Genomic DNA, 13,974 nt, shown 5'->3' with positions numbered 1-13,974 from the left:
GGATTCTATATTTTGCGCGAATAAAAATTACTCTCATTAATATTACTATTCGCTCTGGGATCCAAGATGAACCATCTACCTACCTTTCGGTTGCGCACTTTAGGCGTGGCCGTTGCGCTGGCGGCGGTCACCACGTCGCTGCAGGCGCAAGAGAACCCCGTTGGCAATGTGAATCTGGAAACGGTGGAAGTCACCGCAGAGACGGCGGGTCGCTTCGGTTATATCGAAGCCGAACGCCAGCCTGGCGTCGGCAAGCTGGACGTGCCGATGGCCGAGCAACCCTTTTCGATGTCGGTGATCGACCAGGAATTCATCCAGGACAGCGGTGCGAAGAATATTCAGGACACGCTGCTCTACACCCCGGGCGTCTATGCGGGGAATTTCGGCTTCGATACCCGTGGTGACAGTGCCAAGGTGCGAGGGTTGGACGCAGGCCGCTATCTGGACGGGTTACGCCAGATCTATGGTTCATACAACACCGTGCGCACCAATGTCTATGCACTGGAGAGCGTCGAGGTTCTGCGCGGGCCCTCGTCGATGCTGTACGGGCAGGCAGATCTGGGTGGCATCATCAACGGTGTTTCCAAGCTTCCCCAGGAAGAGCGCAGCGGTGAGATATGGGCACAATACGGCACCTTCGATCGCAAGCAGCTGGCCTTTGATTTTACCGGGGCCGCCGACGAGGAGGGCGTATTTCTCTACCGGATCGTGGCGCTCGTGCGTGACAGTGACACCCAAGTCGACCACGTCAGGGATGACGGGTATGTCCTGGCGCCTTCGTTTACCTGGCGCCCCAGTGACGATACCCGCGTGACGCTGCTGCTGAATCGCCAGGAGGACAGAAGCCAGGTATCTGCGCAGTTCCTGCCGCAGGTGGGCACTTTGCAGCCGGGCTCCTTGGGATTCATTGGCTCAGAGCGTTTCGTGGGTGAGCCCGGCTGGGACCGTTACGATAGCGAAAAAACCGAGACCACGCTGTTCGTTGATCAGCAGCTCAACGATGCATGGGCCTTCTCGGCCACGGCGCGCTACACCAACTCCAGCACTGAGACACGCGAGCACTGGGTCGATATTCCCAGCGTTCCGGATGCCAACGGTGAGGTCAACCGGACGATCTTCACGGCCGATGCCGACACCCGCATTTTGAACCTGGACGCTCGGCTTGCCGGTGAATTTGCTCTGGGGGCGACAGAACACACCCTGGTGGCAGGGATCGATCGTCAGGATGCCCGTTGGGCACAAGACAACTACAGCTCCGTGACGGGGGGTGGCGGTCGCTTCAACGTCTACCAGCCACGTTACGGTAATCTGCAATTGGATTCGCTGACGCCAACCGATCGGCCCGATAACCGGATCGAGCAGGTCGGGGTCTATCTGGCCGATCACATCGAAGTGGGACCGGTGGTGATCTCTGCGGGCCTGCGTCGTGACTGGGCCGAGAACCGCACGCTGGCGCTTTCGGGGCCCGATACGGTCAGCGACGAAGCGCAGACGACCGGGCGTATCGGGCTGATGTATCGCTTTGACAACGGCTTTTCACCTTACGTCAGCTACTCTGAAGCGTTCTCGATGAATCTGGGCAGTGACGGGACGGCAAATCCGAGCCCGCTCAAGCCTACCACGGGTGATCAGGAAGAGATTGGCTTCAAGTATGTGTCGCCTGATCAGTCGTTGGCGCTCAGTGCGGCGTATTTCGACATTACCCAGCAGAACCGGATCAGCGATGGCGCCACGCCCGGTGGCGTCGAGCAGGTGGGGGCCGTGGTGGATGGCTGGGAGCTGCAGGTCAACAAGCGTTGGCAGCAGTTCGAGACGCAGCTGGCTTATACCAATCTCAATGCCACTAATGATGCTACCGGCGCGAGGCTGCCCTACGTGGCTGAAGAGCAGGTCTCCTGGTGGAATCGTTTGTACCTGGGCAATCACTGGCGCGTGGGCGCAGGTGTGCGCTATGTGGGGGATAACGTGGGCGCTGCCGAAGCACCGCTGGTGCCTTCCAGCACGTTGTACGATGCGATGGTGGGTTACACCCTGGGCGAGTGGGATTTCTCGGTCGACCTGAAAAACGCCACCGACGAAGAGTACATCTCCTGGTGCCGCTATGACGGAGGCGACTGTGGCTACGGTGACCGCCGCAGCGTCACGGCCAACGTGCGCTATCAGTTTTGATACACGCGCTGCGTGATGTACGGCGGCATGTCGCCACATGAACTCGCTACATGAGCTTGCTACATGAACAACGGGGCCTGCGATGAGCAGGCTCCGTTGCCTTCTTGGGTCTCTTCGTGAGTCGACGCTTAGTGTGGCTGTTTGATCAGCAGCTTCACCAACCGCCTTACGATAGGGGAGACCAGGTTGATCACCGGCAGCGCGACGGCAAAGGCAAACAGCCACGCTTTGAGCCAAATCATCACGATCCCCTCAACGAGTCCCACGTTATACAGCGTAATCACCAGCGACATGATGCACGACATGAACAGCGCCATCAGGCATGAAAATAGCAGCTGGGCGTATTTCGGATCGAACATCGCACGTTTTCCTGATACGCGAATTAACGCTTGTCTGCGGTTTTGTCAGTGAAGTCGCTGGCCTCGTGGCGTTCATGAAGCTGCTCATGGGGTTCACCCCAGGTGCGGTTGACCATGCGGCCGCGCTGCACGGCGGGGCGGGCATCGATCTCTTCGGTCCAGCGCAGCACGTGGGTGTAGGTGTGGGCCTCCAGAAATTCGGCCGCCTCATACACGCGATTCTTGACCAGCGCGCCATACCAGGGGTGGATCGCCATGTCGGCAATCGTGTATTCATCACCCGCCATATAACGGTTGTCTGCCAGGTGGCGGTCGAGTACGTCCAGTTGGCGCTTCACTTCCATGGTGTAGCGGTCGATAGGGTACTGATACTTTTCCGGCGCATAGGCATAAAAATGCCCAAAGCCGCCGCCCAGCAGCGGGGCGCTGCCCATCTGCCAGAACAGCCAGGAAAGGCATTCGGTACGCTTGGCTGGGTCGCTGGGCAGAAAGGCACCAAATTTTTCGGCCAGATAGAGCAGGATGGCCCCTGACTCGAACACCCGCTGGGGCGGCTGGACGCTATGGTCCATCAGTGCCGGGATTTTGGAGTTGGGGTTCACCTCCACGAACCCGCTGCCAAACTGGTCGCCTTCACCGATCTGAATCAGGTGGGCATCGTATTCGGCGTCGGTGATGCCTTTTTCCAGCAGCTCTTCGAGCATCACGGTGACCTTGACGCCGTTAGGCGTGGCCAGCGAGTAAAGCTGCAGCGGATGCTTGCCGACGGGTAGGTGTTTATCGTGGGTGGCACCTGCGACGGGGCGGTTGATATTGGCAAATTTGCCACCGTTGCCGGGTTCCCATTGCCATACCTTGGGCGGCGTATAGGTTGGATCGCTCATGAGGTCCTCGCGTTTAGCGGTCATGCGTTGTCGTAGTGAATCTATTGGGGCGCTTGAGCCTGGCTACAAGGGTATGTCGTTAGCGAGTTAATTAAATGGCAAGGGCAGAACAAAGGCAACGCTGGGAGAAGGGGGGCAGGCTGCCTCTGACCTGCGAGAGACAGGCCAGAGGCGTTTCAAGCATTTACACCAATGTCAGAGTGACGTCGATGTTGCCACGGGTGGCATTGGAGTATGGGCACACGATGTGGGCTTTATCGACCAGCGACTGCGCAACATCTTTTTCCAGGCCCGGCAGGCTGATCTTGAGCTCCACTTCGATGCCAAACCCGGTAGGAATGGCACCAATACCCACGCTGCCATCGACCTGTGCGTCTGCAGGCAGCTTTACCTTCTCCTGGCTGGCAACGTGCTTCAAGGCACCCAGGAAGCAGGCGGAGTAGCCTGCGGCAAACAGCTGTTCCGGGTTGGTGCCAGCACCGCCAGCGCCCCCCAGTTCCTTCGGCGTGCTCAGCTTGACATCCAGAGCGCCGTCAGAGGATTTGGCGTGGCCTTCGCGGCCGCCAGTAGCGTGGGCATGGGCGCGATAAGCAATGGTTTCGATAGACATGGGCGTCTCCAAGGGTATGAGCGAGTTTGGAAAAAGAGATTTTAATTTAGCGCCATTTTAATTTGCACACAAGATAAATATGGAGTCACTCAAAAGACAGTGTCATTCGCGTTTACTGGTCCGACTGCAGGCGCTGACGAAGCGCAATCAAGTCGTCTTTCAGCTCACGCAAGGCGTCGGCAGAGTGTTCGCTGGCCTTGATGATGCAGCCCGGAATATGCTGCGCCTGGGCGCGTAGCGCGCGGCCCTTGTCGGTCAGCAACAGCTCGACCACACGCTCATCCTGGGTGCTGCGCTGGCGTTTGATCAACGCCTCGTTTTCCAGCCGTTTGAGCAGCGGAGTGAGCGAACCCGGATCGGTAAGCAAGCGCTTGCTCAATGTACCTACGGTAATCCCATCGTTTTCCCAGAGCACCAGCATGGCCAGGTATTGCGGGTAAGTGAGCCCTAGCTCCTTGAGCAGTGGCTTGTAGGTTTTGGTCATCATCAGCGACGTTGAGTACAGCGCGAAGCAGAGCTGCTGGTCCAGCTCCAGTTCGTTGCAGGGCTCAAGTTCTGTCATGTCTTCTCCGAGGTGTTGACGTGAAAGGTAATGTATCGCGCCCAGCGTCTACTTACTATCTGACTTTTTAGACAAACCCTAGACGTTGGTCGCAAATCACCATATTTGTTTTGACACGCTCAGAGGCCGCCGCTAGCCTTCATACACTCGATGTTACCGGTAACAAACAGCCTCTGGCCTGACACACGTTATCGGCAAGCCATCGAGCTACCGCATCGCTCGGCAGCCTGGTCATTCAAGCACTGGTCCTTCAAAAACTGGCCATGCACAACCCGGCCACTAACAACAATTCTGCGTGGAGAAACAACGATGACAACGATTTGGCGTAGCACATTGACCCTTTTGGGCGCCACCACTCTGACCTTTGGCATGGCGCATGCACAAGGCCCGGAGCTTTCCGCGCCGCCCGCCATCGAGGGCGAGGTTCTGGCAGACCATGGTAGCCATACGCTGCGCATGGGTATCGGGTTGTCCGAAACCTCCCCGCAGTTCTTGTCCAGCCAATATTTCGGCGAGATTCTGGCGCAGCGTACCGATGGTCGGATTACCGTCAATGTCTTCCCCAATAGCCAATTGGGGGATGACGTGCAGATGATGGAGATGCTGCAGACCGGAACGCTGGACATGACTTACCCTTCCAGCTCGGCCACGACCGGCTACGTGCAGGCGCTGTCGGTGTTCGATTTGCCGTTCCTGTTGCCCAGCCGTGAAGCCGCCATTGCCGTCATGCAGAGCGATGCGGCCCAGAACATGCTGGATGCTTTTGAAGGCACTGGCTTGAAAGCGCTGACGTTTTCCGAGAATGGCTACCGCCAGCTGTCGAACAGCGCCCGCCCGGTCGCGACCCCTGACGACGTGGCGGGCCTCAACGTGCGCGGTTTGAGCGTGCGCACCATGCAGAACCCGGTGCATCTGGCCATCTGGGAAGCGCTGGGCGCCAACCCGACGCCCATGGCCTTTGGTGAACTGTTCTCGGCGCTGGAGCAGGGCGTCGTGGATGGCCAGGAGAACCCCTGGAGCACCATCCTGACCTCGAACTTCAACGAAGTGCAGGATTACGGCACGGAAACGCGCCACGTCTATACGCCATTCATCATGATGCTCTCCGAGCGCACCTGGAACCGCATGGCGCCGGAGTATCAGGCACTGGTGCTGGAAGCTGCCCGCCAGTCTGCCGAGTATGAAATTCAGCTCTCTGCCGAATACGACGACTGGTCTCGTGAGCAGTTGGAAGCGCGTGGCATGCAGATCACTCGGTTGGACGATGAGCAGCTGGCCGCTTTCCAGGAAGCCGTTCAGCCCGTCTACACCCAGTGGGCACCGCGTATCGGGGAAGACCTGATTGCTGAAATTCAGCAGATCGTGGCAGACCATACGTCTCAGTAAGCCATTGCCGTGGGTTTTCGGGCAGGCCAGTGGCCTGCCCGATTCGATAGTGCCCCAGGAGCTTTTATGACATCCCCCTCGCATACTCCCCAAGCCGAGCCTGTGCTGGCAACGCCTGACCCGACAGACCCCTCTACCTATCTGGACGACCCTAACCGACGGTGCCTGGAAATCGACACCGATGCGGCTCAGGGGCCCGCCCTGTTTCGCTGGATCACGCTGGGCATGGAGTATCTGATCGGCGCCATTCTGGTTGCGCTGATCGTCTCGGTATCCAGCAACGTGGTGGGGCGCTCACTGTTCAATCACTCGCTTCCCTGGGTCGATGAGCTGGCGCGCATGCTGTTCATCTGGCTGGTCTTCATTGGTGCGGCGGCGGCCTTTGCGCGCTATGAGCATATTGCGGTGGATGCATTGGTGCGCCGCCTGCCGCTGCGCCTGGCGCATCTGCTGTATGCGCTTCAGCACCTGATCATCACGGGGCTCATGCTGGTGATGGTGTGGGGCGGGTATCAGGTGCTGTCTCGCTCCAGTGGTCGTTCTGCCATTCTGGGCGTGCCGCTCAGTTGGGTCAGCCTGTCTCTGGTGCTGTGCGTGATCTTCATTGCCGCGGTGTCGCTGTGGCGGCTATGGGTCAGTTTGCGCCTGGTGCTCGCGCCGCGCGACCCATCCACCAATTCTGTGGGGGAGTAACCACTATGTTATGGATTTTTCTGGCGATCCTGTTCGCATCCATCGTGATGGGCCTGCCTATTGCCTTTGGGCTGGGAGTGGCGGCACTGGTCATGGCCATACTGTCGGACATTCCGCTGTCGATCATGATCGAGCAGTCTATCCGGGGCGTGAACAGCTTTCCCCTGCTGGCCATTCCGTTCTTCATTCTGGTGGGCGAAGTGATGAGCCAGGGAGGCATCGCGCGGCGCCTGATGGAGCTGGCAGGGGCGCTCGTCGGCTTCATGCGTGGTGGGCTGGGCCAGGTGGCCATCACCGGCTCGATGTTCTTCGGCGGAATCAGTGGCTCGGCGGTGGCGGACACGGCGGCGACCGGCTCCATGATGATTCCTTCCATGAAGCAGCAGGGCTACAGCGCAGCGGATGCCACGGCGATCAATACGGTCTCGTCGGTGATCGGGATCATCATCCCGCCCTCCATCCCTTTGATTCTCTACGGTATCGTCACGGAAACCTCGATCAGTCGCCTGTTCATTTCCGGTATCGTCCCGGGGCTGCTGATTGGCGGTGCGCTGATGGTGACGACGTTCCTGCTGGCCTCTCGGCAGGGCGGTGGCGTGCGCCAGTTCCGCTGGGACGTGCTGTGGCAGGCGTTCAAGGCGGCCTGGCTGGCACTGGTACTGCCGGTGATCGTGATTGGCGGCATCATTGGTGGGGTCTTTACGGCCACGGAAGCGGCCGTGGCGGCGCTGCTCTATTCGCTGGCCATCTCCCTGCTGGTCTATCGGGAGTTCAAGCTGGCAGCGCTTGGCGGCATGCTGATTCGCACTGCTCGATTGACCGGCATGGTCATGATGTTGCTGGCGTTTGCCACCGTGATCGCGTGGTTCCTGACCATCAACATGGTGCCCCAGACGCTGGTGCGTCAGGTTCAAGCGATTACCCAGGAGCCTTTCCTGCTGCTGCTGATCGTGGCGGCGCTGCTGTTGCTGGTCGGGTTCGTCATGGATCTCACGCCCGCCATGGTGATCATGGCACCGATGCTGGCGCCCATCGTGACCTCGGTGGGGGTGGACGCGGCTTACTTTGGCGTTCTGATGGCCTTCGTTCTGGGTATCGGGTTGCTGACACCGCCGGTAGGCACCTGCCTGTACGTGGGGTGTGGCGTGGGCAAGGTGTCGATGGAATCGCTGGTCAAGGCCATGTTGCCGTATTACGCGGCGCTGCTGGTGGTGCTGGTGCTGTTGATTGCCTTCCCCGGGATCGTGACATGGTTACCCAACTTGACCGCCGTGCGCGGCAACTGACAGGAGAGCAGTGTGACGAGCACTTCACAGCGTATTCTTGTCATGGGGGTTTCGGGCTCCGGCAAGACTCATATTGGCCAGCAGTTGGCGTCTTCGCTGGGGGCCACGTTCATCGATGGAGATGACCATCACAGTGCCGCGAACGTGGCCAAGATGGCCAGCGGTACGCCGCTCAACGACGACGACCGCCAGGCGTGGCTGGCAACGCTATCGGCCCTGCTGGAAAGCTATCGCACCCGGGATGCCTCGGTAGTGGTTGCCTGTTCCGGGCTCAAACGGCGTTATCGCGACCGCTTGCGGCAGGGCGATGATGACCTCTGTATCCTCTACCTGGAGGGGACGCCCGATGTGCTGCGCGAGCGGCTGGCCACTCGTGCCGACCACTTCTTCAAGGGGGATGACATGCTGGCCAGCCAGCTGGCGGACCTGGAACCGCCGCTGGCCGATGAGGCCGTCACGCTGTCGATTGAGCTGCCGCCTCGCGTGATTGTCGAGCGCTTTTGTGCCACGCTATCCTCGCAGCCGCAGCGCTCGTCAAGCTAAAGGAAGGGATAGGCGACGGGTCGCAGGATTCGTTATGGTAAGACCCGTGCCCATCCACGATATCAGGCAGTGACGCCATTGAAGAAAAAACGCCCCACCTTGCAAGACATCGCCGACCGCGTTGGCGCCACCAAAATGACCGTGAGCCGCTGCCTGCGCGACCCGGAAGCGGTCTCGGAAGGGCTGCGCGAGCGTATCTTCAGTGCCGCGGAGCAGATTGGCTACATTCCCAACCGGGCGCCGGATCTGCTGTCGCGGGCCACGAGCCACTCCATTGGCGTGCTGGTTCCTTCCTTGACCAACCAGGTATTTGCCGATGTGATCGTGGGCATCGAAGCGTATACCGAGCCTGCGGGCTATCATCTGATGCTTTCCCACTACGGCTACAGCCCCGAGCTCGAAGAGCGTAGCCTGGCCTCGCTGCTCTCTTATAATGTCGATGGCGTGATTCTCTCGGATCGAGACCATACGCCGCGCAGCTTGCGCATGCTGGAAACCGCGGGTATTCCTATCGTCGAGATCATGGATACCCATCGCCCCCCGCTTCAGCAGGCCGTCGGGTACGACAACGTGAGTGCCGCCTACGAAATGGTCAGCGAGATGATCCGGCGTGGCCGCCGCCACATTCTCTATCTGGCCGTGCGTCTCGATGAGCGGACGCGCCAGCGTGAGCAAGGCTATCGACAGGCCATGCAGGCGCATGGGCTATCACCCGTCACCTTGCAGCGTAGCCAGCGCTCCTCTTACACCGTGGGCGCTGCATTGATGCAGCAGATTCAGCAGGATTACCCTCAGGCGGATGGGGTGTTCTGCACCAATGATGACGTGGCGGTGGGGGCGTACTTCGAATGCCTGCGCCAAGGAGTTGCCGTCCCCCAACAGATGGCCATTGCCGGTTTTCACGGTCATGATGTGGGGCAGGCCATGACGCCGCGTCTGGCCAGCGTCGTGACTCCCCGCGAAGCCATCGGCGAAAGGGCGGCTCAGGCCTTGCTGGCACGTATCCGTGGCGAAGGAGTGGACCAGCCCGTCATTGATTTGGGCTACCGTATCGAAGCAGGCGATACGCTATAGATAGTCTGTGTGAGGTGGGCTGTGTCCATTCACCGCTGTTTTTTTATCCTTCAAATGAGGCTGCCGTGAACATCACTCAACTGACGGTCTATCCGGTCAAGTCGCTCAAGGGGATCGACCTGCAACAGAGCGAGCTCTACACCCACGGGTTGGCCTGGGATCGGCGCTGGATGCTGGTCGATGCGCAGCAGCGTTTCGTCACCCAGCGTCAGCTGCCCGCCCTGGCCACCATAGGCGTGGCTCTCGATGAGCGCTCGCTGGTGCTATCGCACCCCTCGATGGCGCCTATCGCCATTTCACTGGATGAGCCGCAAGGTGATCTGCGCCAGGTGACTGTCTGGAACGATCACTGCAAGGCGCACCCGGAAGGCGAGGAAGTCTCTCGATGGCTGGAGGCTGCCTTGGGGGATACGGCCCGGGGCTTGAGTCTGGTGCGCTTTGCCAGCGACTTTCCACGGCCCGTGGAAGCAGACTTCCTGGCGGGCGACAGCGCGGATACTTTCTTCTCGGACGGCTACCCTTTCCTGGTTACCACCACCGGCTCGCTGGATGCGCTCAATCAGGCGCTGGTGGCTGCTGGGCAATCTCCCATCCCCATGAACCGGTTTCGGCCCAACATCGTGGTGGAGTTTGCCACCGCTTGGGCGGAAGACCGCTGGGCCGGGCTGCGAGTACCCACTGGTGGTATCGAACTCACCCTGCGCAAGCCTTGCCAGCGCTGCAAGATCACCACTGTGGATCAGCAGACCGGTGCGGTCCCTGCCCAAGGCGAGCCACTCAAGACGCTGCTGTCACTCAATACCCAGCCGCATCTGAAAGGCGCTTTTTTTGGCCAGAATGCCACGCTGACCAAGGGGCAGGGCGCCACTATTCGTGTGGGGGACGCCGTAGAGGCATTACCACGCGAGGTTTGAAGCGCAGTAGCCCCGTGGCCACGGCGGTGCCCATCAACGTAATCACCATGCCGAGCACTACCTGCAGCGAGAGCGTTTCTTCCAGCAGCAGATAGCCCCACAGCAGCGCGCTCACCGGCACCAGAAAGGTGACCGTGGACGTGGCGGTGGCCCCGGCGCTGGCCAGCAGTCCGAAATAAAGTAGAAAGGCCACGGCGGTGCTCAGCACCGCCAGGGCCAAGGCGTTACCCCAGGCCAGCGTGCTGATGGGCTCGCTGGGCCATAGCAGCAGTCCGGGGATCAGCAGCACGAGCGCCGACATGGCGCTGCTGCCCGCGGCCAGTACCCGCGTGGGCAAATGGCCCAGCCGGGTTTTCGAATAATTGCCCGCGACCCCATAGCAGAAGGTGGCACCCAGCACGGCCACGATGAACCAGCCATCTCCCCCCAAACTGAAGTCCAGACGATGTGCCGACAGCACATAAACTCCCACCAGTGCCAACGTCAGCCCCAGGTATTGCTGGCGCTTCACGGGCGTGGCAAAAAAAGCCGCCCCCAGCAGCGCGGTAAAAATAGGCGTGGTGGCGTTGAGCAGTGAGGTGAACCCTGCTTCCAGGCGCGTGGTTGCCAGTGCCAGCAGGGAAAAGGGCAGCACATGGCTGACCACGCCCAGCAGAAGTAGCGGCCCTTTATGCTGCCAGATCAGCCGGGCGTAGTGCAGGCTCAGCAGCAGCGGCACGAGCAGCAGGGCACCAATGGTCATGCGTATCCACACCAAGGGGACGGAGCCGAACTCCGGTGCCGCCACGCGCATGAAAATAAATGAAAGCCCCCATAACGAAGAGAGCAGTATTAAGCGCAGCGCGTCGGCTGTTGACATGGTAGTTCCTTGAAATGAGCACCAGCGTGGAGAGCAACCGCTCAGCATAACCATAACATGAGTAAATGCGAATACGCCTTAGGGGTTAGCAATCTGGTTTGTCAATACCAGCGGCGTCATGGTTTTGGCGTTGACGCTTAGAAGTTTGGACTCTACTGTCTCAGCGAATGCTGGTGGCTAATATTGACACACTGAGGATACACCGTGGATCTCGCGACGCTGATTGGTCTTGTGGGTGCTGCTGTACTGGTAGGGGCTTCTGTGATGCTGGGTACCTCGCCCGAGGTATTCATGAACCCTACTGGGCTACTGCTGGTCGTGGGGGGAAGTCTGTTCGTGGTGCTGGCCAAGTTCAGCATTACCGAGTTCAAGTTCGCGCTCAAGGCGGCGGCTCGGGCGTTCAAGTTTCAGCTCCCCAACATTCAGGACAGCATCGACGAACTCGTGGAGTTGGCCAAAGTGTCACGCCGCGAGGGCATGATTGCGCTGGAAAGCCGTGAAGTCAGCTCGCCTTTTCTCAAACAGGGTTTGCAGATGCTGGCGGATGGCTTCAGCGCCGATATGATCAAGGAGATGATGGAAAAAGAGCGCCTGCTGACACTGGAGCGCAACGAGGCCGGAGGCCAGGTGTTTTCAGCGCTGGGGGAGGTGTCTCCGGCCATGGGCATGATTGGTACCCTGGTAGGGCTGGTGCAGATGCTTTCCAACATGGGCGACCCGTCACTGATCGGGCCTGCCATGGCCGTGGCGCTACTGACCACCATGTATGGCGCGATGATTGCCACCATGTTTGCCAACCCTATCGCTGACAAGCTGTGGGTACGCATGAATCAGGAAGCCAAGATGCAGGAGCTATGGATCGACGCGCTGCTGGCCATCAAGGGCGACAAGAACCCTCGCGTGCTGGAGCAGATGCTGGCCCTCTATTTGCCGCCCGAGCATCGTGTAGAGTCCGACGAACGCAAGACAGCCGGCGAGCGGGGATAGGCCGGTGGCTAAAAAAAAGAGCAACATACCCGCCTGGATGGTGACCTATGCGGACTTGATGTCGCTACTGTTGTGCTTTTTCGTGCTGCTGCTCTCCTTTGCTGAAATCGATGCGCAAAAGTTTCGGCGCGTGGCCGAGTCGCTGTCACAGGCGTTTGGGGTGCAGCGGGATATCGAGGCGATGCAGGTGCCCATGGGCACCAGTGCGGTCATGCAGCACTTCTCCCCGGCAACACCGGACCGCACCTTGATAGAAGAGGTGCGCCAGCGCACCCAACAGCAGCAGCCCCAGTTGGAAACCATGCGCACCGTGCTGGAAAATCAGCAGCGACAGCGTAGCCTGCAAGTCGCCAACAGCATCGAGGCGCTGCTGGCGACTGCGCTACCCGAAGGGGTCGTGGAGATTGAAGTGGAGGAGGCGCGAGTCATCGTCAGAATCGCCGAAAATGGCACCTTTGGCTCGGGGACGGCCAACGTGACGCCCGCATTTGCTTCCCTCCTGGTGGAGCTCGCCAGCCTCATCAGCGGGTTGACCGGTACGCTATCGGTTCATGGGCACACCGATAACGTGCCTATCCGCACGGCGCAGTTTCGCAGCAACTGGGATCTTTCCGCCATGCGTGCTGCCTCCGTGGCCAATGTATTGATCGAAGACGGCAATATGGCGCCTGAGCGTCTGATCATCCAGGGGTTTGCCGAAACACGACCGGTAGCCAGTAATACGACGGTAGATGGTCGGGCTGCCAACCGGCGTGTGGAACTGCTCATCGATGCCAGTGCGCCTGTCGAGTTGGCGGCGATGACCAGCGAGTCCTCGGGTGATATCACGCCGTGACATTCGGCAAGCCCCGGAGAAATCAGCTACCCTGAAAAGGCTGAGCGCTATCTTGCGCTCAGTTCGCCATTAGCGAACTACCCTGGGAAAGGAGAACAGAATGGATAGTAAAGCAAGCGCACGTTGGGAAGGTGGCCTGAAAGACGGCCAAGGCCATGTATCCACCGAGAGTGGAGCGCTGGACGCCAACTACTCGTTCAAACAGCGCTTTGAAGGTGCGCCGGGCACCAATCCAGAAGAGCTGATCGGTGCTGCCCATGCCGGATGCTTCTCCATGGCGCTCTCCATGATTCTTGGCGAAAAGGGCTACACGGCCGAGTCCATCGATACACAAGCACGCGTAACGCTGTCACAGGGCTCAAGCGGTTTCGATATTTCGAAAATACATCTCGAAGTAGAAGCCCAGGTGAGCGGAGCGGACGAAGCGGCTTTTAAAGAAGCAGCAGAAACAGCGAAAGCTAACTGCCCTGTTTCAAAGGTATTGAATGCTGATATTACCATGACGGCCAAGTTGAAAGGCTGATTTGATAACTTACGTTATGTAGTGGGCGCCAAGTACTTCTTTTTTGCTTTTGATAATGTGGTTTTTTATATAAAGCGGTAATGGAAAGTCGTGGGTTGGCGCCCTGCTGGAAAGTGTTGTTCGTTGCCTTGAAAGTTGCGTGATGTCGATAAAGTGTCGTGATATTGATATTGATGCTTTCATACTACCTGAATCCGTGAGACCGGCCCCCGGAAGCACTTCTAACCCACTGACCTGCATGGCAATATAGCCATTATCGCCATTCACCCAGACAGTGCCATGCCCAACAT

The 13,974-nt window shown here is 59.2% G+C and carries 16 protein-coding genes; 10 read left to right on the top strand and 6 right to left on the bottom strand.

The genetic code is table 11. From position 1 onward, the window contains the following. Window positions 1–66: 66 nt before the first annotated feature. Window positions 67–2,169, top strand: coding sequence for a TonB-dependent siderophore receptor (locus tag IE091_RS14035; RefSeq protein WP_189463913.1), 2,103 nt, complete (start codon window positions 67–69; stop codon window positions 2,167–2,169). Window positions 2,170–2,297: 128 nt separating this feature from the next. Here IE091_RS14035 and IE091_RS14030 read toward each other — a convergent pair whose 3' ends face one another. The 4 genes from IE091_RS14030 to IE091_RS14015 form a co-directional block, all read right to left on the bottom strand. Then, window positions 2,298–2,528 (bottom strand): DUF2798 domain-containing protein, encoded by a 231-nt coding sequence (locus IE091_RS14030; protein WP_189463912.1) that lies wholly within the window; start codon window positions 2,526–2,528, stop codon window positions 2,298–2,300. A gap of 23 nt (window positions 2,529–2,551) precedes the next feature. After that, complete coding sequence (gene yghU, locus IE091_RS14025; protein ID WP_189463911.1) at window positions 2,552–3,412, bottom strand: glutathione-dependent disulfide-bond oxidoreductase; 861 nt, start codon at window positions 3,410–3,412, stop codon at window positions 2,552–2,554. Window positions 3,413–3,596: 184 nt separating this feature from the next. Beyond that, a complete protein-coding gene (locus IE091_RS14020; protein ID WP_189463910.1) occupies window positions 3,597–4,022 on the bottom strand; it encodes an organic hydroperoxide resistance protein in 426 nt (141 codons plus the stop codon). A gap of 112 nt (window positions 4,023–4,134) precedes the next feature. After that, window positions 4,135–4,584: a MarR family winged helix-turn-helix transcriptional regulator gene (locus IE091_RS14015; RefSeq protein ID WP_039176513.1), complete on the bottom strand. Its 450-nt coding sequence runs from the start codon at window positions 4,582–4,584 to the stop codon at window positions 4,135–4,137. 309 nt (window positions 4,585–4,893) lie between these two features. Here IE091_RS14015 and IE091_RS14010 point away from each other — a divergent pair, with 309 nt between their 5' ends. The 6 genes from IE091_RS14010 to IE091_RS13985 all read left to right on the top strand — a co-directional run bounded on the left by IE091_RS14010 (window position 4,894) and on the right by IE091_RS13985 (window position 10,480). Beyond that, window positions 4,894–5,970: a TRAP transporter substrate-binding protein gene (locus IE091_RS14010; RefSeq protein ID WP_081139102.1), complete on the top strand. Its 1,077-nt coding sequence runs from the start codon at window positions 4,894–4,896 to the stop codon at window positions 5,968–5,970. Window positions 5,971–6,036: 66 nt separating this feature from the next. Continuing rightward, window positions 6,037–6,663, top strand: a complete 627-nt coding sequence (locus IE091_RS14005; RefSeq protein ID WP_039176506.1) for a TRAP transporter small permease — start codon at window positions 6,037–6,039, stop codon at window positions 6,661–6,663. A gap of 5 nt (window positions 6,664–6,668) precedes the next feature. Continuing rightward, on the top strand, window positions 6,669–7,949 hold the full coding sequence (locus IE091_RS14000; protein WP_039176503.1) for a TRAP transporter large permease: 1,281 nt from the start codon (window positions 6,669–6,671) through the stop codon (window positions 7,947–7,949). Window positions 7,950–7,961: 12 nt separating this feature from the next. Next, entirely contained in the window at window positions 7,962–8,492 is a 531-nt protein-coding gene (locus IE091_RS13995; RefSeq protein ID WP_189463909.1) for a gluconokinase, read from the top strand. A 78-nt stretch (window positions 8,493–8,570) separates the two neighbouring features. After that, window positions 8,571–9,566, top strand: coding sequence for a gluconate operon transcriptional repressor GntR (gene gntR / locus IE091_RS13990; RefSeq protein WP_016914579.1), 996 nt, complete (start codon window positions 8,571–8,573; stop codon window positions 9,564–9,566). A 65-nt stretch (window positions 9,567–9,631) separates the two neighbouring features. Beyond that, the gene (locus IE091_RS13985) at window positions 9,632–10,480 is read left to right on the top strand and encodes an MOSC domain-containing protein (RefSeq protein WP_189463908.1); all 849 of its coding nucleotides are present in this window, start codon (window positions 9,632–9,634) and stop codon (window positions 10,478–10,480) included. On the opposite strand, the gene IE091_RS13980 is transcribed toward IE091_RS13985, so the two are convergent. Continuing rightward, the gene (locus IE091_RS13980; protein WP_039176491.1) at window positions 10,434–11,339 is read right to left on the bottom strand and encodes a DMT family transporter; all 906 of its coding nucleotides are present in this window, start codon (window positions 11,337–11,339) and stop codon (window positions 10,434–10,436) included. The genes IE091_RS13985 and IE091_RS13980 overlap by 47 nt on opposite strands. A 204-nt stretch (window positions 11,340–11,543) precedes the next feature. On the opposite strand from IE091_RS13980, the gene IE091_RS13975 reads away from it, so the two are divergent. The 3 genes from IE091_RS13975 to IE091_RS13965 all read left to right on the top strand — a co-directional run bounded on the left by IE091_RS13975 (window position 11,544) and on the right by IE091_RS13965 (window position 13,684). After that, complete coding sequence (locus IE091_RS13975) at window positions 11,544–12,326, top strand: MotA/TolQ/ExbB proton channel family protein (RefSeq protein ID WP_096922548.1); 783 nt, start codon at window positions 11,544–11,546, stop codon at window positions 12,324–12,326. A gap of 4 nt (window positions 12,327–12,330) precedes the next feature. Continuing rightward, window positions 12,331–13,161 (top strand): flagellar motor protein MotB, encoded by an 831-nt coding sequence (locus IE091_RS13970; RefSeq protein ID WP_084123741.1) that lies wholly within the window; start codon window positions 12,331–12,333, stop codon window positions 13,159–13,161. Between the two features lie 100 nt (window positions 13,162–13,261). Further along, entirely contained in the window at window positions 13,262–13,684 is a 423-nt protein-coding gene (locus IE091_RS13965) for an OsmC family protein (RefSeq protein WP_039176488.1), read from the top strand. A gap of 9 nt (window positions 13,685–13,693) precedes the next feature. Here IE091_RS13965 and IE091_RS18450 read toward each other — a convergent pair. Beyond that, window positions 13,694–13,974, bottom strand: a 281-nt coding sequence (locus IE091_RS18450; RefSeq protein ID WP_229800843.1) for a hypothetical protein, incomplete at its 5' end; no start/stop codon positions are given.

Source organism: Vreelandella hamiltonii, assembly GCF_014651775.1.
GTDB lineage: Bacteria > Pseudomonadota > Gammaproteobacteria > Pseudomonadales > Halomonadaceae > Vreelandella > Vreelandella hamiltonii.
The sequence above is the reverse complement of the archived record's forward strand: the minus strand, read 5'-3'. Positions and strand labels throughout refer to the sequence as shown.

Coding starts and splice junctions, on each gene's coding strand:
- IE091_RS14035 (WP_189463913.1), top strand. CDS start 67: ATGAACCATCTACCTACCTTTCGGTTGCGCACTTTAGGCGTGGCCGTT.
- IE091_RS14030 (WP_189463912.1), bottom strand. CDS start 2,528: ATGTTCGATCCGAAATACGCCCAGCTGCTATTTTCATGCCTGATGGCG.
- yghU (WP_189463911.1), bottom strand. CDS start 3,412: ATGAGCGATCCAACCTATACGCCGCCCAAGGTATGGCAATGGGAACCC.
- IE091_RS14020 (WP_189463910.1), bottom strand. CDS start 4,022: ATGTCTATCGAAACCATTGCTTATCGCGCCCATGCCCACGCTACTGGC.
- IE091_RS14015 (WP_039176513.1), bottom strand. CDS start 4,584: ATGACAGAACTTGAGCCCTGCAACGAACTGGAGCTGGACCAGCAGCTC.
- IE091_RS14010 (WP_081139102.1), top strand. CDS start 4,894: ATGACAACGATTTGGCGTAGCACATTGACCCTTTTGGGCGCCACCACT.
- IE091_RS14005 (WP_039176506.1), top strand. CDS start 6,037: ATGACATCCCCCTCGCATACTCCCCAAGCCGAGCCTGTGCTGGCAACG.
- IE091_RS14000 (WP_039176503.1), top strand. CDS start 6,669: ATGTTATGGATTTTTCTGGCGATCCTGTTCGCATCCATCGTGATGGGC.
- IE091_RS13980 (WP_039176491.1), bottom strand. CDS start 11,339: ATGTCAACAGCCGACGCGCTGCGCTTAATACTGCTCTCTTCGTTATGG.
- IE091_RS13965 (WP_039176488.1), top strand. CDS start 13,262: ATGGATAGTAAAGCAAGCGCACGTTGGGAAGGTGGCCTGAAAGACGGC.